The sequence below is a fragment of the Halosolutus sp. DAT137 genome, assembly GCF_059736405.1.
This window is the reverse complement of record NZ_JCAQID010000011.1, coordinates 220,264-243,507: the sequence shown is the minus strand read 5'-3', so window position 1 is coordinate 243,507 and position 23,244 is coordinate 220,264. Positions and strand designations below refer to the sequence as shown.

Genomic DNA, 23,244 nt, shown 5'->3' with positions numbered 1-23,244 from the left:
GTCGGCGTCCGTCGTCGACGCGCCGACGACCAGCACGCACCGCGCCCGATTCGGAACGATTCCGGTCGGTGAACCGAACATGCAGAGACACAGTCACAGCAAAACCTATGTCAGGAGTTGAAAAGATAGAACACGCGGTACCTCGGCTGCGGACTCGACGAGAACTACGACCTCGGACTGGTCGAGGGGAAGACCGGCGTCGAACACTTCGCGCTCTGGGTGACCGACGACGAACTCGACGCCCACGAGAGCCGACTCGAGGACCGCGGGGTCACCGACCACTCCGAGCAACTGTGACGATCGCTAAGTTATAATACGGTCCTCTGAGAGGACCTTCGTATGGAAATTACCGACGTAGAGGCAACGATCGTACGCAGCGATCTCGACTCGACGAAGATCCCATCGATCGGCGCCGTCGAAGTTGGATCAGTCATCGTAACCGTCCACACCGACGAGGGCATCACCGGTTACGGAGAATCGTTCCACCGACTACGACTCGAGGACAATGTCCCGCTCGTACGAAGCGTCGAGTCGCTCGCACCCCACCTCGTCGGAGAGGATCCGATGGCGATCTCGCAGCTGTGGTCCGAGCTGTACGTTCACGTCAAGCGCTCCGGTCAGTACAAGGCGTTGAGTGCGATCGACGAAGCGCTGTGGGATATCAAAGGGAAGGCTGCCGGTCTCCCCCTCTACCAGCTTCTCGGCGGTGAGGCGGGCACAGTGAACGCGTACGCGACCTTCCCAGTTCAGAAGAGCGCGGACGCCCTCGTCGAGGATGGCCGGTGGCTTGCAGAGCGCGGATTCGACGCCATGAAGATCACCGCCGGTCTAGGCGTCGATCGCGATCGGACGCGGATCGAAACGGTCGCGCCGGCCCTGCCGGACGGATTCGGGCTGGCAATCGATGCGAACACGTCGTACGCGTTCACCGAGGCCCGCTCACTCGCGGAAACCGCGGCCGAGCACGACCTCGAATGGTTCGAGGAGCCGATCGCTCATACCGATCTCGACGGCTACGCCGAATTGCGGGCGCGAACGGGCGTCCCGATCGCCGGCTACCAGACCCACACCCCCCACTACCCAGCCGTCGACCATCTCGAGGCCGGCGCACTCGATATCTACCAGCCCTCGCTCGATCACTGTGGCGGAGTGACCGGCGGTCAGCGAGTCACCGCTCTCGCCGAGTCCTTCAACAAACGACTCGTTCCACACGCGTTCGGCCCAGCGATCAACTACGCGGCGAGTCTCCACCTGGCCGCGGCGAGCCCCGCCTGTTCGTTGATCGAGTTCTGCGTCCTCGACGACGATGTCGACGATCCTGGCGCGTTCATCGCGAGTCCATATGCCGCGAACCAGTCGGACCTGAGCGTCGACGATGACGGGACCATCCGACCGCCGGAAAAACCCGGTCTAGGAATTGAACTCGACGAGTCGACCGTCGAGGAGTACCGAGTATCAATTCGGGACCTGTAAGCTCGGCTCGGCCGAATTAGGCTGGACATGTTCGGCGAGCACAGAAGTATGTAGTATGTTAGATGATATCTCGTTACAACATGGTGGAGAGCGTGTTATACAATAGTTCGCAACTGGTATCGTTCACGTATTCGTCAACGAACAAAACCGGTAACGGTGAAATTACGCCCTCACTGGCGGAATGAAAACGATATAATCGGTGAATAGCGGGAATGAGACGTATTCTCTGACACGCTCTTTGATGTCAAAGTTGAACTCGGGATAGTGCAGGGTTGATGCAGCACGACAGACCTGTTTTGCTTCGGTTGTCTTCACCATAGACCACCTCACTAACAGTGTCGTGAATCATCGTAGCTACTGAACGTCACTGCACACCTGATCGCACGACAACTGTGCGATCAGTGTGCGAATCGTTTCAGTTGTTACTATTGGTTCGGGGCCTACTGTAACGAGTGGAGTTCTGAGCATGCGTCTACAGCCATCGGCAGCTCCTCTTCTCTTCGGCAATTACTCTTATTTGTGTTATCCGATGAACAGTTGTTCTCGTGAATATGCACCAGATGGTACGTCGCGTATAATGTTGACTCCTGTGGGGCAAACTTAGCGGTGGTTTTTACCTGTAAGACAAAATATGGTTTTTAATTCTATTCTGATTTAGTAATGGATAACATGCTGAGTTTGTTATTATATATCAATGAACGGACATAACTTGAACGCGACTCAATCATGGAATTTCAGCGCGTTGGGAGGGGATGCGGCGTAAAAATCTATCCCTGAAATTTATTATGTTGGAAATCATCGGAGCGGGTATGTGTCCGAATGACTCACAGGGAGGGGAGAATGCATCCCGTGCTTCAACAGTGAATCGACGCCGCCTATTGCGCGCCGCGGGCGGATTAGGTGCGGTAGGACTCGCAGGCTGTGTCACGGATCCGAACGATGGAGGTAATGGCGGCAACGGTAACGGCGGCAATGGTGGTAGCGATCTGGGAACGGTCACGTTCGGCGTACTCACCCCAGTCAGCGGCGCCTTCAGTCCGATGGGGACGACGCAACGACAGGGCGCGGAGACCGCCGTGGAGTACGTCAACCAGTCGGACGACTTCGATTTCGAGATCGAAGCAGCCTACGAGGACACCGAGACGGAACCGTCGACCGGCCGAAGACGCGCACAGCGAGTCGTCGAGGACGAGGGCGCCCAGTTCATCGCCGGGGCCGTCAATAGCTCCGTCGCGCTGGCGATATCCGAGTATGTCGGCCAGCAAGGCGTCGTCTACACCTCGGGTGGGGCGGCGATGGACCTCACCGAGGGTTCCTGTAACGCCTATACGTTCCGGAACGAGACTAACACGGCCCAGCAGGCGAGCGGCGTTTCGGGGTGGATCATCAACGAGGGATACGAGCGAATCTGGATCCACACCGCCGACTACGCGTACGGCAACTCGGCCATCGAAGAGATCGAACGTAGCCTCGAGGGAGAGGGAGTGGAGGTCGTCGGCCAGACGACCCCCTCCATTGGAACGAGCGATTTCGGCCCGTACATCAGTCAGATAGCCGATTCCAACGCCGAGGTGCTGGCGATTCCGCTGACCGGGAGCGACCTGATCGACTTCCTCGGCCAGGCCGACAGCGCTGGTCTCAAGGACGAAGTCGACATCATTGGCACGGCGAATTTCTCGCGCGTCGTTCGCGGCGCCCTCGGTCCAGCAGTCGAGGGAACGTACAGCGCCGCGCTATACGACGCCGGACTCGAGGTCGGCGACAATCAACAGTTCGTCGAACAGTACGAGGAGATGCACGGCGACCTCCCCGATTCATTCGCGCGGGTGGGGTACGAAGCGGTGCGAATGACCGCTCGTGGGATTCAAGAGGCTGGCTCGGCGGATCCGGATGCCGTCAGAGACGCACTGCCAGGCGTCGAGATGGAAACGGTGATCGGGACGACGCAATTCCGCGAGTGCGACCACCAGTCGGCTAACCCGGTCTGGCCGGCCGAACTCGTCTTACCAGACGCTGACGCCGAGATGACGGAACTCGAAATCATCGAAGAAATTCCGCAGGACCGGACGACGCCCGATTGTTCCGGCAACTGTGACCTGTAGGTGCCCGAATGGAACGCTTCACGAAGTCACCCGCAACCGTCAATCGGCGGTTACCTGAACGCGAGTACACACCCACGACACGACGGAGGTAACAAAATGGTATCACCTGGACTACTCTTCGAGATGCTGTTGAACGGCATCGTTATCGGAATGATCTACGTGCTGGCGGCGGCTGGCCTCTCGATCATTTTTGGCGTGATGGACGTACTGAACATCAGCCACGGGGAACTGTTCGCCATCGGGGCGTACCTCGCGTTCTCGATAATCTTAGCGCTCGGAACTGGGATCGGATTCTGGATCGCATTGCTCGCGGCCCCGCTGATCGTCGGCTTACTCGGCATGGCGATGGAACGGTTCACACTTCGGCCACTGTACGGCCGCGGGCACCTCGATCAGGCACTGGTGACGTTCGGCGTTCTGCTCATCGCCTACGACGCGAGGCGACTCATCTGGGGCACTGACAGTAAGTTCGTCTCCGCACCCCCGTCGCTGTCGGGTGCCATCGAGATTTTCGGGTTTAATTATTCGCTGTTCAATTACTTCGTAATCGCGTTTGGCGCGGCGCTCGTCACCGCGACTTGGGTGCTGTTGAACTACACGAAGTTCGGGCTGATCATCCGTGCGGGTTCCCAGGATCGTAAGATGGTCGGCGATTTAGGAATCGACATCAACCGATACTACACGCTTCTGTTCGGCTTCGGTATGGCATTGGCCGGCGTCGGCGGCGTCGTCCTCGGTGCATACCAGAGCGTGGACCTCAACATGGGACATTCCGTGTTAATTCCCGCGTTCGTGATTGTCGTCATCGGCGGCCTGGGGAGTTTCAAAGGAGCCGTCATCGGGGCACTGATCGTCGGCGTATTCCAGAGCTTCATGGCGACGTATTTGCCGTTTCTCTCGGGCATCGAAATCTTTCTGGTCATGATCGTCGTACTCCTGCTCAAACCGCAGGGATTGTTCGGGAATCCCCACTGGGAAGTTCCGAGCGGCGACGGCGATCTGCTTGCCGGCGTTCGAGGCGGTGTTCTCGACCGTCGGACGCGGATGCGACTTGGTATCGCCGTGATCGCAATTCTCGCCCTGATTCCTCTCGGGTCGGGGTGGCTCTACTCCTCGTATTACGTCTCGCTTACCCAGGAGCTACTCATCTGGGCGTTGCTCGCGTTGAGCCTTGACCTCGTCATGGGGTACACCGGGCTGATCTCGCTCGGCCACGCGCTGTTTTACGGGCTCGGGGCGTACACGGCCATGCTTGTGTTCATCCACCTCTCACCGTCGATCCTCGTCGCGCTTGTCGCGGCGGTTGCACTTTGCACCCTCGTTGCCGTCGTCGTGGGACACCTCTCGATTAGAGTGACAGGTCCGTACTTCATCCTGATCACACTCGGGTTCGCCGAACTGTTCTACGAAGGGGTGTATAAATTCGACTTCACTGGCGGAAGTAATGGCCTGTTCGGCGCCCAGCGAGAGTTCAGCATCGCCGGGGTCGGCTTCGGCGTCAACGATATTCAAATCGGTATCGAACCGCTCGCTGTAACTGGCACCGGGCTGTACTTCTACTTCGTGCTGACGATGGTCGTCGCCTCGTACCTCGTCGCACGGACGTTGATGAACGCCCCGTTCGGAAGCGTGCTTCGATCGGTCAAGGAAAGCGAGAAGCGAACCGAGTTCATGGGGTACAACGTCCGCGGCTACAAGCTACGCGCGTTCACGATCAGCGGTTCTCTCGCCGGGCTCGCCGGCGGCCTCTACGCCACCGTACAGGGGTACGCCGCGCCAGCGCTGTTCCACTGGCTGGTTTCGGGAGAATTGATCCTCATGGTCGTACTCGGCGGCACCGGGACTCTGTACGGACCGATGATCGGTGCGGGCGTCTTCGTCGGCTTCTCGGACTGGCTCTCAGGGTACTTCAACGCGTGGCGTATGCTCCTCGGCACGCTGTTCATCCTATTCGTCATCTTCGTCCCCCGCGGGATCGTCTCCCTGCCGGCGAGCCTGCTGGCGTACCGGGAGCGATACCGGACCGGAAGCGAAGGACAGGACGGTGAACCGACACGAACCGACGTCTCTACAAAGGGTGAAGACTAATGGCAACGGCAACTGATACATCGGACGACCGATCGACTACTGACGAACCGGCAGACGACCGGGCGATCCTCCGAACGGAGGGGCTCACAAAATTGTACGGCGAACTCGCCGCCGTCGACCACGTCGACTTCGCCGTCCGCGAGGGCGACTTCCACAGCGTCATCGGCCCGAACGGAGCCGGGAAGACGACGCTCCTGGATCTGATCACGGGCGGGCGCGAACCCACCTCTGGCGCGATTTACTTCGGCGATGAGGACATCACCAACTTGTCCTCAAACGAACTCGTCCACCGGGGAATCGCGCGTTCGTTCCAGATTACGAGTCTCCTCGACGGACTCTCGGTCTACGAGAACGTCCGCCTTGCAACGCAAGCGGCCACGTACGATGGTCTCTCGAACCTTGACACTCTCGTCCGATCGACAAAAGCGCTCAAGTCGGTCGACGACCAGACCCACACGGTCCTCGAACAGATTGGACTTGCCGAACAGGCGGATCTTCCGGCCCAGAACCTTTCGTACGGCGATCGTAGAAAGCTCGAGATCGGGATCGTCCTCGCGACCGATCCCGAACTCGTGTTGCTCGACGAGCCGACTGCCGGTATGAGCGTCGACAAAAAAAACGAAACGATCGAACTCATCGAGGACGTACTGGCCGATGCGACCGTTATTCTGGTCGAACACGACGTCGAGCTCGTGATGCAACTCTCGGATCGTATCACGGTCTTGCACCAGGGTAAGATTCTTGCCGAAGGATCGCCAGCAGCGATCAGTGGTGACCAGGCAGTTCAGGACGCCTATCTTGGAGGGTACGCCAATGAATGAGAACGCTCACGAAAGCCCCGACCGTTCCCACGGCGAGACGTTGCTCTCCGTCAGGAACCTCGTCGCAGGGTACGGACTTGGCGACGTGTTACGGGGGATCGACTTCGATGTCCACCGCGGCGAGGTCGTCTCGCTTATCGGCCGCAATGGCGCCGGAAAAACGACGACACTCGAGAGCGTTCTGGGTAACGTTCCGGAGATCAGCGGCGAAATTACCTTCGATGGGACGAACGTGACCGACCTCTCTAACAACGAGACCGTGAGCAGGGGCATCGCATACGTTCCCGAGGAACGGCGGGTGTTTCCTGGACTCACTGTTCGAGAGAATCTGGAGGTCGCGCAGGCCGGTGCAAACAAAGAAACCGTGCGGGACGTAGACGAGGTGATCGGCATGTTCGAGAACCTCAAGGAGAACGAGTCGAGCCTGGGCAGCGAGATGAGCGGCGGCGAACAGCAAATGCTTTCGATCGCACGGGCGCTCGTCAGCGGTGCCGAATTGTTGATGCTTGACGAACCTACGGAGGGACTCGCGCCGTTCATCGTTCGCGCCGTCGAGGACACGATCGAGCGACTCAACGGGGACGGAATCACTATTCTGCTCGTTGAACAGAACGTGCAGATGGCCACGAACGTCGCGGACACCCACTACGTCCTCAACCAGGGAAAAATCGTCTATGAGGGCGATTCCGACGATCTGGCGGAGAACGACGAAATATTGGATCGATATCTCGGCGTCACCGCGTAAGCCTGCCACAGCCCCCCGTCGTTTATCACTCACGCGACATTACGTATAGACCGCACCGTTGGTTCGCCCGCGGATTTCGACGGAATGACGTATCGCTGATTGCTGCTGCGATCAACGAGAGTGAACACCGGTAGCTTGTCTTCGTCGTAGCTTCCTCGTCCACGTTTCGACAGGCCACGTGAGTGCGACTCTTGGTCGCGCTCGCGGCCTTTCTTCCCAGCAGAGACGTAGACTCATTAATCTCGACCGGGCTAACGAGATTGATCCGAGGCGCGTATCCCCCCGCTAAAGCGCGAGGTTTTGCGCCTGTTCACCCCATAACCACGATCGACCGAATTAGGGGCTAAACGGTCGAACTCCCGTTGAGGAGGTGCAGAACTCTAAAAGGACTTACACACTGATCGCACAGCTATCGTCCGGTCAGGTGTGCAGTGACGGTCAGTGGCTACTATCGGTCTGCTTGTACTTCAGTCGACCGCCGCTGCCGGCTGGTCGACGGACGACTCGGCGCGGATGACACCCACCAAGATTACCCCCGCGATAATGGACCCAACCGCGAGGAGTAGCCAGCTCGCGTGGTAGCCGAATACGTCGGCTAGACGGCCGAACACGGGCGGTGCAACCAGCGCCCCAGTGATGAGCGCAAGTTGACCGCCCGCAGTCGCACCGCCCATCTCGTCGGCCGGGACGATCGTCGCCATACAGGAGTAGTAAACGCCAGTGTACCCCAGCACAAAGAACCCGAGGGCCGAGAAGGCGACCGCGCTAGCAATGGGAGTGGTGACTGTGGCTACCACAACGAAAAGAGCAGCGCTAGCTAGCGACTGGCCGATAAGTATCGCGGTGATTCGGACCTGTGGATCGCCGGGAAGCACATCAGCGAGCCACCCAGTGAGAACACGGCCAGCACTGCCGAACAGCTGGACGAGCGCGAAGACGTACCCGCCGAAGACGACGCTTGCACCGATCGATTCCTCGACATAGAGGATGGTGTATCCGGTCGTCGTGAACAGCGCAGCGCCGAGAAAGAATCCAGCCGCGGTGAGCGCGCGGTAGGGGGTGTTCGACGCCAACCGGCGGAAGTCGGGAAACGAGCCAGTCTCAGCATCGCCCTCCCCGTCGTAGAGGACGAAGAACGCAACCGCGACCAGAACGGCGAGTACGCTGGCAAGGAAAAACCCCACTCGCCAGGAGACCGCCTCGGCGAGTCCCGTTATGAGTACCGCACTGATGCCGCTCCCGGCAGTGACACCGACCTGCTTGATCCCGATCGCTGTGTTCTGCCGGCCGGGAGCTATGCTATCGAACACAGCCTTGTTCGTCCCTGGGATGGCAGTGCCGTAGGCGGAACCGAGAACGAACACGGCACCAAGCAAAAGCGCGTACGACGTCGCTCCAGCAACGAGCAAGACGCCAGTGGCGAGCCCGAGCAATCCCAAAAAGAGGGTTCGGTGTTCGCCATACCGGTCAGTTGCTGCACCCAGCGGAAGGAGAAAAACCGCGTAGCCGAGCGTAAGGCCTGTGACGACAAGCCCAACCTCGAACCGGCTAAGTCCGAACACGTCTCGAAAGAAGGGCGTCGCGGCGAAGACCGTGTAATAACAGATACTGGCCGACACCTGCCACAGTGTAATAAGCGACACTGTCCGCCAGTACGACCGGTCTATCAACTCCGAGCTATGGGATTCCATAGCTTTTGAGACCACAACTGGTCAGTTGCTGTTCCACTCCCCGCCGATGCGACCGATGCCCATCATCGCCTCTCCCCGGTGTTCGGTGAATACGATGTTCACGCCCACGGATCCTCACGGCGGCGTGGCCCTCCGTCATTCCCATCTCGAACGTATGCAACTCCGTGACCGTTTCTGTGGACAATATTTTCTCCGTAGACGACAAATAAGAGCATCGTACCGACTGCAGTAGCGGCATAGTACAACTCGCGTCGTGTTAGTCTTGTATCTTCTGCTAGGTCCGCTAGCATCGGTTAGTCGGAAGGATTCTGTGCGAGATGTTCGTTCCGGTCCGCTTTGGTGTCGAAGGTGACGCCGACGTGAGGATCACTCAGTCTCGAATCACGTGATTTCGGGGTGGAGTTCGTCACAGGAGACGCAAACGGCCGTATCAGACCTGCTGTACTTCGCAGTTAGACTGGGGGTTCACTAATAAGTCCTGACCCTTGAGGGCGGAGTTGTTGACGACACCCTCAATTTCTGTAGTACTGTTTTTGCAAAACTCATAATACATCTCCTGAACGAGTTGAACCGAATGATTGATCTTGCAATCGGGCTTCCACTTCTGATATTACTTCTGGTGATCGCATTCGTTTCAGGAATCGGTATTACGACACTGGGCCCGGGTGGGATTTTTGTAACGATCGCATTGTACTCGTTGACATCCCTTCCCTCGAGTACGGTTGCGGGAACAGCGCACGCGACGTTCATCGCAACGGGGCTGGTCGGAAGCGCTGCGTACGTCCGTTCTGGCGAAATACGGACGGGCCACGGTCGCACAATGGCACTCGTTCTCAGCCTCTCGAGTGTCATCGGAGCCCCTCTCGGTGCGTCGGCAAATTCCGTTCTTCCACGGACGACGTTCGGGATTTTACTTAGCATTGCTGCCGTAGCGACTGGTCTCAATATCGTCTATCGAGAACGTCGTGGACTCCGTCCGCTGTACCAGCTGAATGTCACGGACAAACAGGGAATCGTCGCTCTCGGAGTGATCGGGTTCGTCCTCGGAGCCATCAGCGGCTTATTGGGTGTCGGCGGCCCGGTATTCGCAGTTCCAGTGTTGACCATCATCGGTGTTCCGATGTTGTTGGCTATTGCTGTCGCACAGGTTCAGTCGATTTTTATTGCGATCTTTGCAACCGCGGGCTATCTCCTGCAGGGACACGTGTCGCCGTCACTAGTAGTGGTAATCGGGATTCCGTTACTCGTCGGAACGATCGTTGGATGGAAAATCGCTCACGTCGTTAATCCTGCCAGGCTGAAAACAGCCCTGGGAGTTGTTCTCGTTGCCATCGGACCCTCTCTTGTAATATAGGCGATGATATCTCAACCTCTACCTCGCCCCTTCTTATCTTAATTTTTTCACACACTGATCGCATGATAGCGCGCGATCGAATGTGTACTGGCGGTCGATCACTACTGTAGTCCAGTAGCCTTACTACGCCCTACTGGCATCTCACTATAGTAGCTTTTGAAACGATTTGCACACCGATCGAAACGCTGTCCTGTGATCGGGTGTACACTGACTTTCGGGAGCTACTATAGCATCGATACTGTTTAGTTCCACACTCCCCAACCGTTGTCTCTCTCCGACCGATTCGGTCCCAACATTATAGTTATGTGTAAAATATACAATACTATATCGAGATTCGTTCGACTATTTCCTGAAATCATCAAAGCGACTGACGCGTATTTCCGAGTCAATCGGCGTACATTTAGGGGACGAAATTATCCTTCAGCGAGGGTTTGCACCGTGTAGTTAGCTTACAAGCCCGATTGTTCGATCGACTGCGGGCCGATAGTTGGGTCAGTGAAGGAGAGACGTAGCGCCCGGTAGATCGTCTTGCTCTGAAACAGTACGGGAACCCAGTCGTGAGAGCAGTTCCGAATCGATATAGCCAGACATTTTCGAGACCAGGTTTTCCAGGAAATTTCTATGAATCCTTCCAATACTATACACTATCAAAGTACGCAGTGAACTCGCTAACACCAACTCGCGACGATGACCTCGAAGTGCGGTACCCCTCGGTGGGTTGCCGAGAACGACACCCCCGTGGGTATCGACGGGTCGATCAGGACGTTCACTGCTTGATCAGTAAATAGTAGTTTCATATAATAGCACACATGAACAAATCACATATGATATATCATAGGTGTGGTAGCAAGCGGCCTGGAGGACGGTGTCCTCCGCTCGTTCTCTCCCTATCAGTCGGTGTTCACGCGATCGCATGACGGATGCGACTTTTGAGCGGTCGAAACGAGCGCTACCGCTAACGTTATAGCCGGCGTGTATTTCGGTCTGGATGGCTCTATGGCGGTGCTAAAGTGATGTTCGGAGTTGCTTTCCGCAATCACTTTTTTTATTTATGCTGTATGAACGCTGTTCGACTATATCGAACAATATATGTGTCATAGTGTGTATTGCTCACTCATGAAACGGAACTCCACAACGAAGACAATTAAGTCAGATGAGACGATGTTCAAGATAATTTCGTATCTCGAGGAGTCAGAAACCGCGGGAACGACCGAGATCGCGTCGCATCTGAATATTGCAAAGAGCACCGTTCACGCACACTTGACGACCCTCGAGCGATACGGATTCGTCGTCAACAACGATGGGGAATATCGAGTTGGACTCGAGTATCTCAACTACGGGAAATCCGCACAGTCGTTGAATCCACTCTATCCAAAAGTCGTAGATAACGTCGAATTCCTCGCTCGCGAAACGAATGAGCGATCCTGGTGTCAGGTCGAAGAAAACGGACTGGCGTATTACCTTTGTGGCGCAGAAGGGGAACACTCGGTGCATCCACCCGTTCGCGTTGGTCGGAGCGTTCCGATGCACCAAATCGCCGGGGGAAAAGCGATGCTCGCCTATATGTCCAACGAACAGATCGATGAGATCATTGCTCGCCACGGTCTTGAAGCCAAGACGGAAAACACGATTACCGACCGTGAGGAATTGTTTGACGAGCTTGCGGAAATTCGGGAGCGAGGATATGCGTTCAACAAGGAAGAATCGTTGGAGGGACTCCACGCCGTCGGCGTTCCTGTTCGAAATTCGAATAAAAAATTGGTCGGTGCACTGAGTATCTCCGGGCCTGCCAACCGATTAAAAGGATCGAAACTCGCAGAGGACGTTCCGTCCTTACTTCTCGGCGTTGCAAACGAGTTAGAGATAAATATCACGTACGAGTGATTCGGCCTACTGTAATTCGTTATCGGTGGATCGCTGCTCCGATCGAGTGATCGTTGGCACTAACTCATAAAGAACGTCACATCGTTCGCGACGATGTCATCGCCGCCTCTCACAGAGAACCTACATATTTAATACAGGAACGGACGATTGTGCGTCCGTGTCCGAAGAATTCACCGAAGAACAGGTCCGATCGTGGATTGATACTGATCTCGTTGGCGCAGTCGAATCCGTTCCCGACGAACAAGCGGAATTTAATCTGGTTATTCAACTATCTGGTATTATGATCCACGTGATAAAACAGTCTCCGGGTGGTCCACTGCTCGTCGGGCAACAACTCGAGTTCGACGACGAGATACGTCAGCGTATCCGAAACCTGTCCGATCAGGAGCGTTCGACGTTGCTCTCTCAAATTCGACGAGCACTTATGCAATCACACGTTCTCTATGGCTTCCGCAATCACCGTGATGAGAACGTCTCGTTCGCAGAAGTGCACCAGATATTCGTCGAGCGTCGGATCTATTTCGACGGGGCGACACAGCAGGAACTGATGGATTCGCTGTTAGATGTCTGGAAATCCATGCGGTATCTAAACGACATGTGGCAATTACTGGATAGTGTGGATACCGTTGGCGACGAGTCATCGTAGTCTATTCTGCACGCGTTTAGCCTGTACTCATCGTAGTCTACCCCCCACGCGAATTAGTGATAGAACTATAATGATTGTGATGTCCTTCTGTTCGATACTATCGAATACTGTGTAACTAACCCGGCTTTCCGCTCGAGTCTTAATTAATACCGTGACTGTACGTGCTTGTGGACTTCGGCACAGGGGACGATTTATCGAGTGTGTGCTCGTAAATTACAATAGTACAAATGTAACCCTCCCCGCCAGCAAATTCGCGTTGATCGCGGCCCCCATACGTTCGACAACATCGAACGATTTCTCTCCTCTCTCGTGATTCGGCTGCGTCCAGTGGAATTAGTGTCGCCGGATTCCACGCCCTGCTCGAAGCCCCTGGTAATCAATCACATGATCTTGGTGTTTGCAGTGACGGTCCAGACTGCATCCCTCGGTGTCAACCGCGCGGACAGCGAACGGGTGTGCTGTATGGTGTATTGAAGCGGTATCTTCTGTCAGACACCGACGTGCTCTCTGTTCGACCACATCGAATTAGTCTGGCAGTGACGAGTGGCGATTCCGATGGATGGCGACCGATCTGGTATCGATTCGACTGTTCCGGCCGGTGTCGACTCCCTGTCTGGGACGGCGACCGAGCAGTACAATTATTTCATCGGACACTAATTGTGTGGCATGGTTTCAAAGCCCAATCTCGATCGGTTCCAGTCCCGTCGGTCGACGGTGTACGCACCGACCGGAATCGTTGCAACAAGTCAACCGCTCGCGGCACAGGCAGGCGTACGAATCCTCCAGCATGGCGGTAACGCGTTCGATGCTGCAGTCGCAGTTGCCGCGACGCTCAACGTTGTCGAACCCGTCGCGACGGGACTAGGCGGGGACGTTTTCAGCCTTTTCAAAACGAGTGGCGGGGAGGTCGGAGCGATGCGAAGTTGTGGCTACGCGCCCGAGTATGCGACGATCGAAAACGTCAGGGAAGCGGTCAGTCGTGATACAACTGACTCGCCCGACTCGGTATCGATGCCCCACCGTGGTGCACAGACGGTCACCGTCCCGGGGACCGCACGTGGGTGGGAACTCACCGTCGATAAGTGGGGAAGACTGACGCTTGCCGATGTCCTCGAACCGGCAATAACGTACGCGCGCGACGGATACCCGGTCTCGGAAGTCATCGCGGACTGGTGGTCAGCAGCGGATACCCTCTTTACGGACCCACACGCGCGTGAGGCGTATCTCTTCGACGATAAGCCGCCCGAAACCGGCCAGCACGTAACGTTTCCCAAACTCGCGACGTCGTTAGCAACGATCGCAGAGCGCGGTGCCGACGCCCTTTACGAGGGCGAAATCGGCGCCGAGATCGTCGACGAGGTTCAGTCGAAGGGGGGGTTCTTGCGACAGGATGACCTCCGCGGATTCGAACCCGAAATTCTCGATCCGATCTCGACGACGTACAACGGTGCCGAAGTCTACGAACTCCCGCCAAACAACCAGGGAATGATCGCTCTCGAAGCGCTCAACATCGCGGAGGAGCTCGACGTCGATCGATACGAGGTCGGATCCCCCGAACGCATTCATCACCTCGTCGAGAGCATGAAGATCGCGTTCCACGATGGTCATCACTACATCACTGATCCCGGTTTCGAACCGGTTCCACCGCTGCATTCGAAAGAGTACGCGACGAAACGGGCGACAGAAGTCTCGGAGAGTCCCCAACAGGACGTCTCCGTCGGAATGCCGGATTCTCACGGTGAAAACGCGGATACGGTCCTGTTGACGGTCGCAGACGACGCCGGTAACGTCGTCTCTTTCATCAACTCCCGGTACAAGGGCTTCGGGAGCGGGCTCGTCGCCGGCGATACCGGAATCGCGCTTCAAAACCGAGGCGGGTCATTTTCACTCGATCCGAATCATCCGAACTCCCTCGAGCCGGGGAAACGACCGTTCCACACGCTCGTCCCTGCAATCGTCAATTTCGGCCCGAACGACTGGGCATCCTTTGGTGTCATGGGCGGATACATGCAGCCGCAGGGCCACTTACAGATTCTCTCGAACGTTATCGACTGCGACCTCCCGCTGCAGGAGGCGCTCGATCGGCCGCGATGGAAGTACCGCGAGTCCGGAGCGCTGGCAGCTGAGGGAACGATGGACGGAGAAACGCTCTCGAAACTCGCACGGATGGGACACGACGTCCGCGTGGAAACGCCCGACGAATTCGGCGGCGCACAGATCGCACGACGCGACGGAAACGTCCTTTCGGCGGCGACCGACCCGCGAAAAGACGGCGTGGCGATCGGCTTCTAATCGATCGACAGTGATCGGCTTCTAATCGACCGAAACGGATTCGACGGGACCGAAATCACTCGAGAATCGCTTCCTTGTATTCTCCTCTGAGGGACGCTCCCTCCTCGATCGCCTCTTCGAGTTGGTTGCATCTGGCTCGATCGGCATCGAGCGTTGCTCGGCTGTCACCGATCGCCCGTTCGACGGCTTTCGGTGCCGGTCCGCCGTCGATATCGTGGTGTTCGACGAACGAAACGGGGTCGAGCGCCGATTCGACCAGTTCGTCGTCGATACCGAGCTCGTATCCGACGACCTCCTGTGCGGATTCGTTGACGATTTCGGCACCGACCTCCGTCGCGTCGAGGTCGCGCTTGAGCGAACGAAGGACCATGTCACCGACGATTTTGTGAGTCGTTCGGTACGAGAGGTCGGTGTTCCGGTGGAGGACAGCAGCCAGTTCCGTACAGGATGCGAACCCTTCTGCGGCCCGCTCTATCATTTCATCTTCTTTGAACTCGGCTGACTGTACCGTGCCCTCGAGCAATCGGATCGATCGAATCGTCTCGTCGAACGCCTCGAAAAGCGGATACACGCCGTCCTCTTCGACGTCTTTGATGTCCTGGAAGTTCGTGTTGTGCAGCGTCGTGTGGACTGACTCCATCTTTGCGCTAACCTGGGCCGCGCGTGCGCGGACGTACTCGAACGGGTACGGATTCTTTTTCTGGGGCATCAAGCTGCTCGAACCGGAGTACTCGTCCCCGATTTCGATGAAATCGAACTCCCAGGTGTGCCACGTATAGAGGTCTTCACAGAACCGGCTCAGCGTGATCATCGTCGTGGCGAGCGCCGAAGCCGGGTGCATGAGGTGGTCTCCGCCTGACACGCAGTCGATCGTGTTCTGTTTGTACCCGTCGAAGCCGAGCAGATCGGCAACCAGCTGTCGATCGAGGGGATACGACGACCCGGCAAGCGCCCCACAACCCAGCGTGGACTCGTCGACGGTCTCGTACGCGTCGAATAGCCGCTGGACATCGCGTTCAAGGGAATCCTGGATACCGAGCAAATAGTGGGCAACCGTCGAGACCTGTGCGTGCTGGTAGTGCGTCCACTGGGGCATCACGGTCTCGATTTCGCGTTCAGCGATGTCGAGCAACGTACTCCGGAGGGAGTTTACGAGTTCGATAACTCGGACGAGTTGCTCACGAGATTCCATTCGGGCCAGCGGCTCCGGCCGGGTTCGGCCGATGTTGATGTTTCCGGCGATGTCCTCTCCAACCCGTTCGATAAGACGTTGCTCCATGTGCGAATAAAAATACTCGTACTCGGGATTGTACTCTCCGAGCGCCTCGGGACCGATATCGCGAAGGTCTTCGATCGCCGAAAGCAGTTGTCGACCGTCGCTCTCGGCGATCAGATCCGTTTCGACGAGCATGATCGTCCAGGCGACGTTCGTATCGAGGAGATGTTCGTAATAGCGTTCGCGTTTGAACTCGTACACTGGCTCCTCGATCGTTTCGGTGTAAATTTCGCCCGGCGCGGCTTCTAATCGGTCACGAGAGATACTTTCGTCTGGTGCCATCACTCTGACAACGGTCACCGTCCGTATTAAGTACTAGGTTACATGATAGTACGCGCCACTGATGATATTTGGGGACCGTGTGCTGAAAATATAAACATTGAAATAGCTCCCCCTCTCCGCATAATGTAGCATGGTAGCGGTTAATCATCATCAGACGGATCTGTTAGTCGTCGGTGCTGGTGGGGCGGGCCTTTTCGGCGCACTGCACGCTGACGACGCGGCCGAAGATCTCGATATCTCGCTGGTCGTCAAGAAACTCGCCGGGAAGAGTGGTTGCACCCGAATGGTCCAGGGTGGATATAACGCCGTCTTGCATCCGGATGACTCGATCGACCGCCACTTCACTGACACCGTCGTTGGCGGGAAGTTCCTGAACAATCAGCGGTTGGCCCGCGCGCTCGTGGAGGGGGCGCCAGAAATCATTCGCGAACTCGAAAACGAGTACGGGGTCGCCTTCGACCGCGACGACGATGGTCACATCCACCAGAAACCGTTTGCGGGCCAATCGTTCGATCGGACCGTTCACAAGGGAGACCTGACGGGGATAGAGATCATGACAAAGCTCCGTGACGAGTTGCTCACCCGGAACGTCGACATCATGGAAGAGACCCGGGCTGTCGATCTTCTCACCCGGGACGGCGAGGTCGTCGGCTGTCTCGTGCTGGATATCCGATCCGGAACGTTCACCGCGGTGAGTGCCAAGGCGGTTCTGCTCGCAACCGGCGCTGGGGCCGCGATGTACAAAATTTCGACCCCCGCGCTGGAAAAGACAGCCGACGGGCAAGCGATGGCTTTCCGCGCCGGCGCGGAGTTCCTCGACATGGAGATGATGCAGTACCATCCGACCGGTATCCTCGCCGGGAACACGAAACTCACCGGCGGCGTTCTCGAAGAAGGCATCCGCGGTGCCGGCGCACATCTCTACAATTCGGAGGACGAGCGGTTCATGGAAAAGTACGCACCCGAAGACATGGAACGGGCAACCCGAGATATCGTTTCGCGAGCCGCCTATCAGGAAGCGATGGACGGTCGCGGTACCGAAAACGGTGGCGTCTGGTTGGACGCGACTCACCTCGGCAAGGAACTGGTCGAGGAGAACTTTCCGGGGATGACCGATCGAACGCGCAACGTCGGCCAGGACCTCTCGACCCAGCGCGTAGAGGTCAGTCCCACCGCTCACTACCACATGGGTGGCATTGCGATCGACGACTCGTGTCGGACGAACGTTCCCGGTCTGTTCGCCGCCGGGGAGGACACCGGCGGGGTCCACGGCGGGAACCGTCTCGGCGGCAACGGCGTCGTCAACTCCACCGTCTTTGGATCACGGGCCGGGGATGCGATCGGAGAGTTCATCGACGACCGAGAGCGGGTTCCCTACGACGACTCGCAGGTCGAGGAGATCGTCGAGCGCGTCACCGAACCGCTGGATCGCGACGCCGATCAGGACGTCTACGACCTCCGAACCGAACTCGAGGAAACGATGTGGGAGTACGTCGGCGTCGTCCGAGATGGCGATCGTCTTCAGGAGGGAATCGAACGGATCAGGAGCATTCACGATCGACTGGACGATGTCGGCGTCACCGGAAGCCGACGATACAATCTCGAGTGGAATCACGTCATGGACGTCGAGAACCTGGCAACCATCGCGGAACTCGTCGCCAAGAGCGGCCTAAAGCGGACCGAAAGCCGAGGTGCACACTATCGCAGTGATTTCCCCGAGCGCGACGACGAGAACTGGCTGAAAAACATCTACATGACAAAGAACGACTCGACCGTCGATATGTGGACCGAACCGGTCGAGCTGACGTCGATCGAACCCGGTGACGTCGACGAAGGACCGATCGTCCAGTCGTAGCGCCGGTGCAAAGATTAACGAATGACAACCACTAACACCGATTATGGAACACCGAACATTTGACGTACACCGATACGACCCGGAAACGAACGAACAACGCCGTTTCGAATCGTACGACGTACCGATCTACCCGTCGACGTCGGTACTGGACGCGCTCTTTCATATTCAAGAGGACAAGGGCGAAAATCTCTCGTTTCGGTTTTCGTGTCGACAGGGCGTTTGCGGGAGTTGCTGTATGGCGATCAACGGCTCCGCTCGTCTGGCGTGCCAGACCCCAGTGAGTGACCTCGCCGGAGGTTCGGTACGCGTCCAGCCGCTATTCAATCTGCCGGTGATCAAAGACCTCGCCGTCGACATGGAACCGTTTTTCGATACGTTTCGTGAGATCGCACCGTCCTTCGAATCCGACGACTTGGACCGTGAGTCCGACGTAGCGGTAATGGACCCCGAGTCAGGCGAACAGGAGATGATCGAACCCCGGACGGACTGTGTCGGTTGTGGGGCGTGTTACTCGAGTTGCAGCGTTGCCGGCGAGAACTACATCGGCCCGGCGGCGATTAACAAGGCTCTGAAGATGATTAAAGATCCCCGCGATTCGAAGACCGAAGAACGGCTCGAACGGCTCATGGAATCGGATGGCGTCTGGAGTTGTCATACGCAAGCAAACTGTACGCGCGTCTGCCCGAAGGACATTCCCGTCTCTGAAGGCATTCAGCATCTCAAACGCGAAGCCGTGAAACACGGTCTAAAACAGAAGCTCACGTCGAGCGACTGACCACACGCGGGGATACTCGAGGAGAATCGTCAACGCGAGTCGCGAACCGTCGGCACGACCGCAAAGCCCTCGGCACAATCCCAGCGATTTCGGTTTAATTCTGAGTTTCAGCCCGTCAGCCGAAGGACCAACAGCGCCAGAAACGCGAGGCCAACGAGCCAGACGAGCGCCCGTTTGCTCCCGGCTCCGATCGAGGTTTCGAGGACCGTCGCGCGGACGCCAAGAAAGCCGTGGAGCAGTACCAGACCGAGCGTCGCCGTTAGCAGCGGCTGGTAGAGATTCAGATCGACCACGATCGTAAATCCGTACTGTGGAAACAGTTGTACTCCCACGTGGATCGCCAGCAGGACGACGAGTGCGAGCGCACTCAACCGGTGTAACACCCACGCCGAGTACCCCACGTCGCTTGGCGATCGCGTCTCGACGGTACTTGCGGTCATTACAGCGACACCCCCGCGAGGAAGACGAGCGCCGCCGAAGCGACCAGGGTACCGTAGAACACCCTTCGCGCCTGTGAGAGACCGACGCCGAACAACTCCGCTGCGATCAGTCGCACTCCGTTGAAGCCGTGGAACACGAGTACTGCAATTACAAATACCGTTACCGTCGTCGACTCGGGGAGATACACGCTGTTAGGTCCCGCGGCGGGAATAGCGAGGTGGACGCCGACCCAACCGAGAAGGAGCCACCCGGTAATACGGTGCAGTGCGAAAGCGACGTGTTCCGGAGCGTACGTTAGCCAGCTTTTGAGGTCGCTCACTCGCCGGCGGTACGTAACTCCGCTCTCGTTTATGGATGTATCCATGCTCACGTATACCGTCATTCCGAGTCCAGGGTATTGATGATTTCGGTGGAACTGACCGCTGGGCGGGGAATCGACCGTGGGAGCTCTCGGCGGAGATCCGCTGTGGTATGCTACCGCAAACTATATGTCCGTCTATTCGGAATCCCACAGTGGACCATGGCAGACAGATATATGATCGTTGTCGAACCGGAGGACAACGTCGCGACGGCGATTCGCGACGTCGACGCCGGTGAGACAGTCGATATCGATCGCAGTGGTGAAGTCGTTACCGTCACCGTCGACGAAGACATCCCGTTCGGGCACAAGGTCGCCCTCGAGGACCTCGCGGAGGGCGAGACGGTTTACAAGTACGGGCTGAGTATTGGCTATGCGAGCACGGATATCGAGGCCGGCGAGTGGGTTCATGCCCACAACGTCGACAGTAACTACGGCCGTGGCGACCTGTCGGACGATACAGCAGTGGTGAGCGAATAATGACTGATTTTCTCGGATACGAACGAGACGACGGCAGTATTGGCATTCGAAACTTCGTCCCGATCATCGCGACGGCACCGTACGCGAACGATACGGTAAAACGAGCGGCGGACATCGTCGACGACGCGATTCCGATCACGCACCCGCTGGGTCGGTGCCAGACGAAACCCGACGTGTTCCAGACCTACCGAACGCTTCTGGGATACGCCACGCACCCGAACACCTACGGCGCGGTGATCGTCGCCCACGCCGGCGAGATCGTCGACGGTGACGAACTCGCAGCGGACGTCGCGGAGACGGGCCGCCCGAGTGCGAGCGTCAACATCCACGATGAGAAGGGCGTGATGAACGGTCTCAAGGCGACGGTCGACGCCGCCCAGGAGATGGTCCAGGACGCGAGCGCACAGCAGCGCCAGCCCCACGACGTCTCGAATCTCACCTTCGGGATCAACTGCGCGACCTCCGACACCACGAGCGGTCTCTGCCAGCACAAGGCGACCGCGGGCGCTGCCTGGCGACTGATCGACGAGGGCGGCCGCGCCGTCTTCGCGGAAACGCCGGAGTTCTTCGGCGGCGAGGAAGGACTGGCCGAGCGAGCCGTCAACGACGACGTCGCCCAGAAGATCCTCGAGTACGTCGAGAACTGGGAGAAGCGATTGCAGGCAACGGGCTACGACGTCCGCGGCGCACAGCCGACGCCTGACAACATGGACGGCGGCCTGACGACGATCGAGGAGAAGGCCCTCGGCGCGCTCGTCAAGTCCGGCGACGGCCCGATCCAGGATCTGGTCGACTACAGCGAGAAGATCCCCGAAGAAAGCGGGATGTACATCATGGACACGCCCGGCCACGGCGCGGAGTCGGTCACCGGGATCGGTGCCGGCGGCGCTCACTTCATGATCATCTCGACCGGTCAGGGCCACACGCTCTCGAACGCGGTCATGCCGACGATCAAGATCACGGGCAACCCCGGCAGCGCAGAGCGCGTGCCCGAGGAGACCGACGTGGACGTCAGCGAGGCACTCGTCGGTGATCAGACGACCGAGTGGGCGACCGATCAGCTCTGGGAGGAAATCCTCGACGTCGTCAACGGCAAACTCACGCTGAGTGAAGTCCTCGGCGAGAGTCAGTTCGCGATCCACCGCATCGGTCCCTCGACGTAACACTTCGCGGACGGCCTCTGGCATTCAGTCGTTGGGACTTCCTCTCCGTTCGTCTCGGGGTAATCTACCGCCCGAGACGCCCTATTTTACCGATCGGAAAACGATTCGTGAGGAGGCATCACGTCGATCCGTTCGTACGATCGATTGTCCGTCGTTCACTCCCAAGTGAAACGGGTTCGGTGTACATGCGCATCTACGGTGATCCAGTACGTCGGTACGGCAGGCCGTTTTATTTGATCTGAAAACCGTTAGTCGATTTCGAATTCCTCGTAATCGTTTGGTCCGGGCTCCGAGACGGACGCGACGAGGAGACAGAAGATGCTACCGCCCCCGCCGACGAACGCGGCGCCGATACCCGCCACCTGGAGGGCGAACGTCTCGCCGAGTGCCGGCGTCGAAACGTCGATAACGAACCCTATCGCGATCGGCGTCACCGTCGCCGTTATGCGGGCACCTGCGGCCCCGAGACTTACGACCCCTGCGCGGAGTGAACCGGGTGCACATTCCGTCATATAGCTTCGATACAGCGAGATGGAGATACCGAACCCAGCGCCGATCAGTGCGACCCAGACCACCGCAAGAGCCGTCCACGGCGTGAAGAGAAAGCCGATACATCCGACAGCCAACGAGAGGTTCGCGATAATGAGCGGGTAGAATTTGGTCCCGAACCAGCGGAGTATCCGTCCGACCTGGCTGGCTCCGACGGCGAAGACGAGACTTCCCACAGCGACCAAGATTCCGGCCTGAAACGGCGTTCCGTCCATTACCCGAACGACGACGAGCGAATTGTACGTCAAGAACCCAACCCAGACGGACAGCGGCAACGATCGCGCGACGAGTAGCGAGGATACGCGCGGTCGTCGGACGAGGCTACCCAGTGCACGGCGGTAAGTGGCCCCATCTGTCTCCGTCTCGTCGGCGTCACCAGCCGGCTCCCTGAACCGCACGGAGACGATCGCCGCGACCGGAAACGCAGCGGCGTACAGTAAGAACGGGTACTGCCAGGCCAGTCCAACTAACGCTCCGGCAAGCAGCGGAAAGACGGTCGCACTGAGCCCGTTTACCGTCATTCTGAGTCCCTGTCCCGTCACTTCTCGCTCGGCATCGTACATATCTCCGATGCTCGCCGTGACGATCGGAACGATGCTCCCGAATCCGACCCCCTGGACGAAGCGCAACGCGAGGACAGTTCGGAAATCGGTCGTCAGCGCGATGGCCGACCCACCCGCACCGAACAACAGCAGTCCAGCGACCAACATCGGCTTTCGACCGAACCTGTCGGCAAGCACCCCCGAGATCGGGATGACGACGATTGCCGGTGCCGTAACGAACGAGATCACTAACCCGATGTTCCCGGGAGAAGCTCCGAGGGGGTCGATCATCGAGTCTAGTACGGGCGAGACCAGCGCTGTCCCGAGAATCGGAAACACGGTCGATAGTAAGAGCAGTTGGAAATTCGAGTCGTACAGGACGACACCGTCGTCACCGACGATCGACTCCAACGTTCGCATGAAGCTC

The 23,244-nt window shown here is 57.8% G+C and carries 18 protein-coding genes and 1 pseudogene; 13 read left to right on the top strand and 6 right to left on the bottom strand.

Annotation, left to right across the window (positions count from 1 at the left end):
* The first annotated feature begins 339 nt into the window (after window positions 1–339).
* The 5 genes from AC6I6L_RS18335 to AC6I6L_RS18315 all read left to right on the top strand — a co-directional run bounded on the left by AC6I6L_RS18335 (window position 340) and on the right by AC6I6L_RS18315 (window position 7,229).
* Window positions 340–1,473 carry a mandelate racemase/muconate lactonizing enzyme family protein gene (locus AC6I6L_RS18335; protein ID WP_497919196.1) on the top strand — a complete coding sequence of 378 codons (1,134 nt, stop codon included), beginning with the start codon at window positions 340–342 and terminating at the stop codon, window positions 1,471–1,473.
* An 860-nt stretch (window positions 1,474–2,333) separates the two neighbouring features.
* A complete protein-coding gene (locus AC6I6L_RS18330) occupies window positions 2,334–3,575 on the top strand; it encodes an ABC transporter substrate-binding protein (RefSeq protein WP_497919195.1) in 1,242 nt (413 codons plus the stop codon).
* 96 nt (window positions 3,576–3,671) lie between these two features.
* Complete coding sequence (locus AC6I6L_RS18325) at window positions 3,672–5,663, top strand: ABC transporter permease (protein WP_497919194.1); 1,992 nt, start codon at window positions 3,672–3,674, stop codon at window positions 5,661–5,663.
* Window positions 5,663–6,484, top strand: coding sequence for an ABC transporter ATP-binding protein (locus AC6I6L_RS18320; protein ID WP_497919193.1), 822 nt, complete (start codon window positions 5,663–5,665; stop codon window positions 6,482–6,484). The genes AC6I6L_RS18325 and AC6I6L_RS18320 overlap by 1 nt, the downstream gene beginning before the upstream one ends.
* Window positions 6,477–7,229 carry an ABC transporter ATP-binding protein gene (locus tag AC6I6L_RS18315; protein WP_497919192.1) on the top strand — a complete coding sequence of 251 codons (753 nt, stop codon included), beginning with the start codon at window positions 6,477–6,479 and terminating at the stop codon, window positions 7,227–7,229. The genes AC6I6L_RS18320 and AC6I6L_RS18315 overlap by 8 nt, the downstream gene beginning before the upstream one ends.
* A 50-nt stretch (window positions 7,230–7,279) precedes the next feature.
* Here AC6I6L_RS18315 and AC6I6L_RS18310 read toward each other — a convergent pair.
* Together AC6I6L_RS18310 and AC6I6L_RS18305 are read right to left on the bottom strand one after the other, a co-directional pair.
* A pseudogene (locus AC6I6L_RS18310) lies at window positions 7,280–7,503 on the bottom strand (IS1595 family transposase); the annotation flags it as partial.
* Window positions 7,504–7,696: 193 nt separating this feature from the next.
* Window positions 7,697–8,896: an MFS transporter gene (locus AC6I6L_RS18305; RefSeq protein ID WP_497919214.1), complete on the bottom strand. Its 1,200-nt coding sequence runs from the start codon at window positions 8,894–8,896 to the stop codon at window positions 7,697–7,699.
* A 598-nt stretch (window positions 8,897–9,494) separates the two neighbouring features.
* Between AC6I6L_RS18305 and AC6I6L_RS18300 the strand changes: the two genes are divergently transcribed.
* The 4 genes from AC6I6L_RS18300 (at window position 9,495) to ggt (ending at window position 15,096) form a co-directional block, all read left to right on the top strand.
* Window positions 9,495–10,274, top strand: coding sequence for a sulfite exporter TauE/SafE family protein (locus AC6I6L_RS18300; protein ID WP_497919191.1), 780 nt, complete (start codon window positions 9,495–9,497; stop codon window positions 10,272–10,274).
* A 1,116-nt stretch (window positions 10,275–11,390) separates the two neighbouring features.
* Window positions 11,391–12,158 (top strand): IclR family transcriptional regulator, encoded by a 768-nt coding sequence (locus AC6I6L_RS18295; protein ID WP_497919190.1) that lies wholly within the window; start codon window positions 11,391–11,393, stop codon window positions 12,156–12,158.
* 157 nt (window positions 12,159–12,315) lie between these two features.
* A complete protein-coding gene (locus AC6I6L_RS18290; protein ID WP_497919189.1) occupies window positions 12,316–12,804 on the top strand; it encodes a DUF2299 family protein in 489 nt (162 codons plus the stop codon).
* Window positions 12,805–13,470: 666 nt separating this feature from the next.
* Window positions 13,471–15,096: a gamma-glutamyltransferase gene (gene ggt / locus AC6I6L_RS18285; RefSeq protein WP_497919188.1), complete on the top strand. Its 1,626-nt coding sequence runs from the start codon at window positions 13,471–13,473 to the stop codon at window positions 15,094–15,096.
* Window positions 15,097–15,151: 55 nt separating this feature from the next.
* Here ggt and argH read toward each other — a convergent pair whose 3' ends face one another.
* A complete protein-coding gene (argH, locus tag AC6I6L_RS18280; RefSeq protein ID WP_497919187.1) occupies window positions 15,152–16,654 on the bottom strand; it encodes an argininosuccinate lyase in 1,503 nt (500 codons plus the stop codon).
* A gap of 130 nt (window positions 16,655–16,784) precedes the next feature.
* On the opposite strand from argH, the gene AC6I6L_RS18275 reads away from it, so the two are divergent.
* Together AC6I6L_RS18275 and AC6I6L_RS18270 are read left to right on the top strand one after the other, a co-directional pair.
* Window positions 16,785–18,509 carry an FAD-binding protein gene (locus AC6I6L_RS18275; protein ID WP_497919186.1) on the top strand — a complete coding sequence of 575 codons (1,725 nt, stop codon included), beginning with the start codon at window positions 16,785–16,787 and terminating at the stop codon, window positions 18,507–18,509.
* A gap of 43 nt (window positions 18,510–18,552) precedes the next feature.
* The gene (locus AC6I6L_RS18270; RefSeq protein WP_497919185.1) at window positions 18,553–19,284 is read left to right on the top strand and encodes a succinate dehydrogenase/fumarate reductase iron-sulfur subunit; all 732 of its coding nucleotides are present in this window, start codon (window positions 18,553–18,555) and stop codon (window positions 19,282–19,284) included.
* Window positions 19,285–19,391: 107 nt separating this feature from the next.
* Here AC6I6L_RS18270 and AC6I6L_RS18265 read toward each other — a convergent pair whose 3' ends face one another.
* Window positions 19,392–19,724 (bottom strand): succinate dehydrogenase/fumarate reductase transmembrane subunit, encoded by a 333-nt coding sequence (locus AC6I6L_RS18265; protein ID WP_497919184.1) that lies wholly within the window; start codon window positions 19,722–19,724, stop codon window positions 19,392–19,394.
* Window positions 19,724–20,089 (bottom strand): succinate dehydrogenase/fumarate reductase transmembrane subunit, encoded by a 366-nt coding sequence (locus tag AC6I6L_RS18260; protein WP_497919183.1) that lies wholly within the window; start codon window positions 20,087–20,089, stop codon window positions 19,724–19,726. Before AC6I6L_RS18260 ends, AC6I6L_RS18265 begins: the two co-directional genes overlap by 1 nt.
* Window positions 20,090–20,245: 156 nt before the next feature.
* On the opposite strand from AC6I6L_RS18260, the gene AC6I6L_RS18255 reads away from it, so the two are divergent.
* Window positions 20,246–20,563: a UxaA family hydrolase gene (locus AC6I6L_RS18255; protein WP_497919182.1), complete on the top strand. Its 318-nt coding sequence runs from the start codon at window positions 20,246–20,248 to the stop codon at window positions 20,561–20,563.
* Entirely contained in the window at window positions 20,563–21,726 is a 1,164-nt protein-coding gene (locus AC6I6L_RS18250) for a UxaA family hydrolase (protein WP_497919181.1), read from the top strand. The genes AC6I6L_RS18255 and AC6I6L_RS18250 overlap by 1 nt, the downstream gene beginning before the upstream one ends.
* Before the next feature lie 248 nt (window positions 21,727–21,974).
* Here AC6I6L_RS18250 and AC6I6L_RS18245 read toward each other — a convergent pair whose 3' ends face one another.
* Complete coding sequence (locus tag AC6I6L_RS18245) at window positions 21,975–23,237, bottom strand: MFS transporter (RefSeq protein WP_497919180.1); 1,263 nt, start codon at window positions 23,235–23,237, stop codon at window positions 21,975–21,977.
* Window positions 23,238–23,244 lie beyond the last annotated feature (7 nt).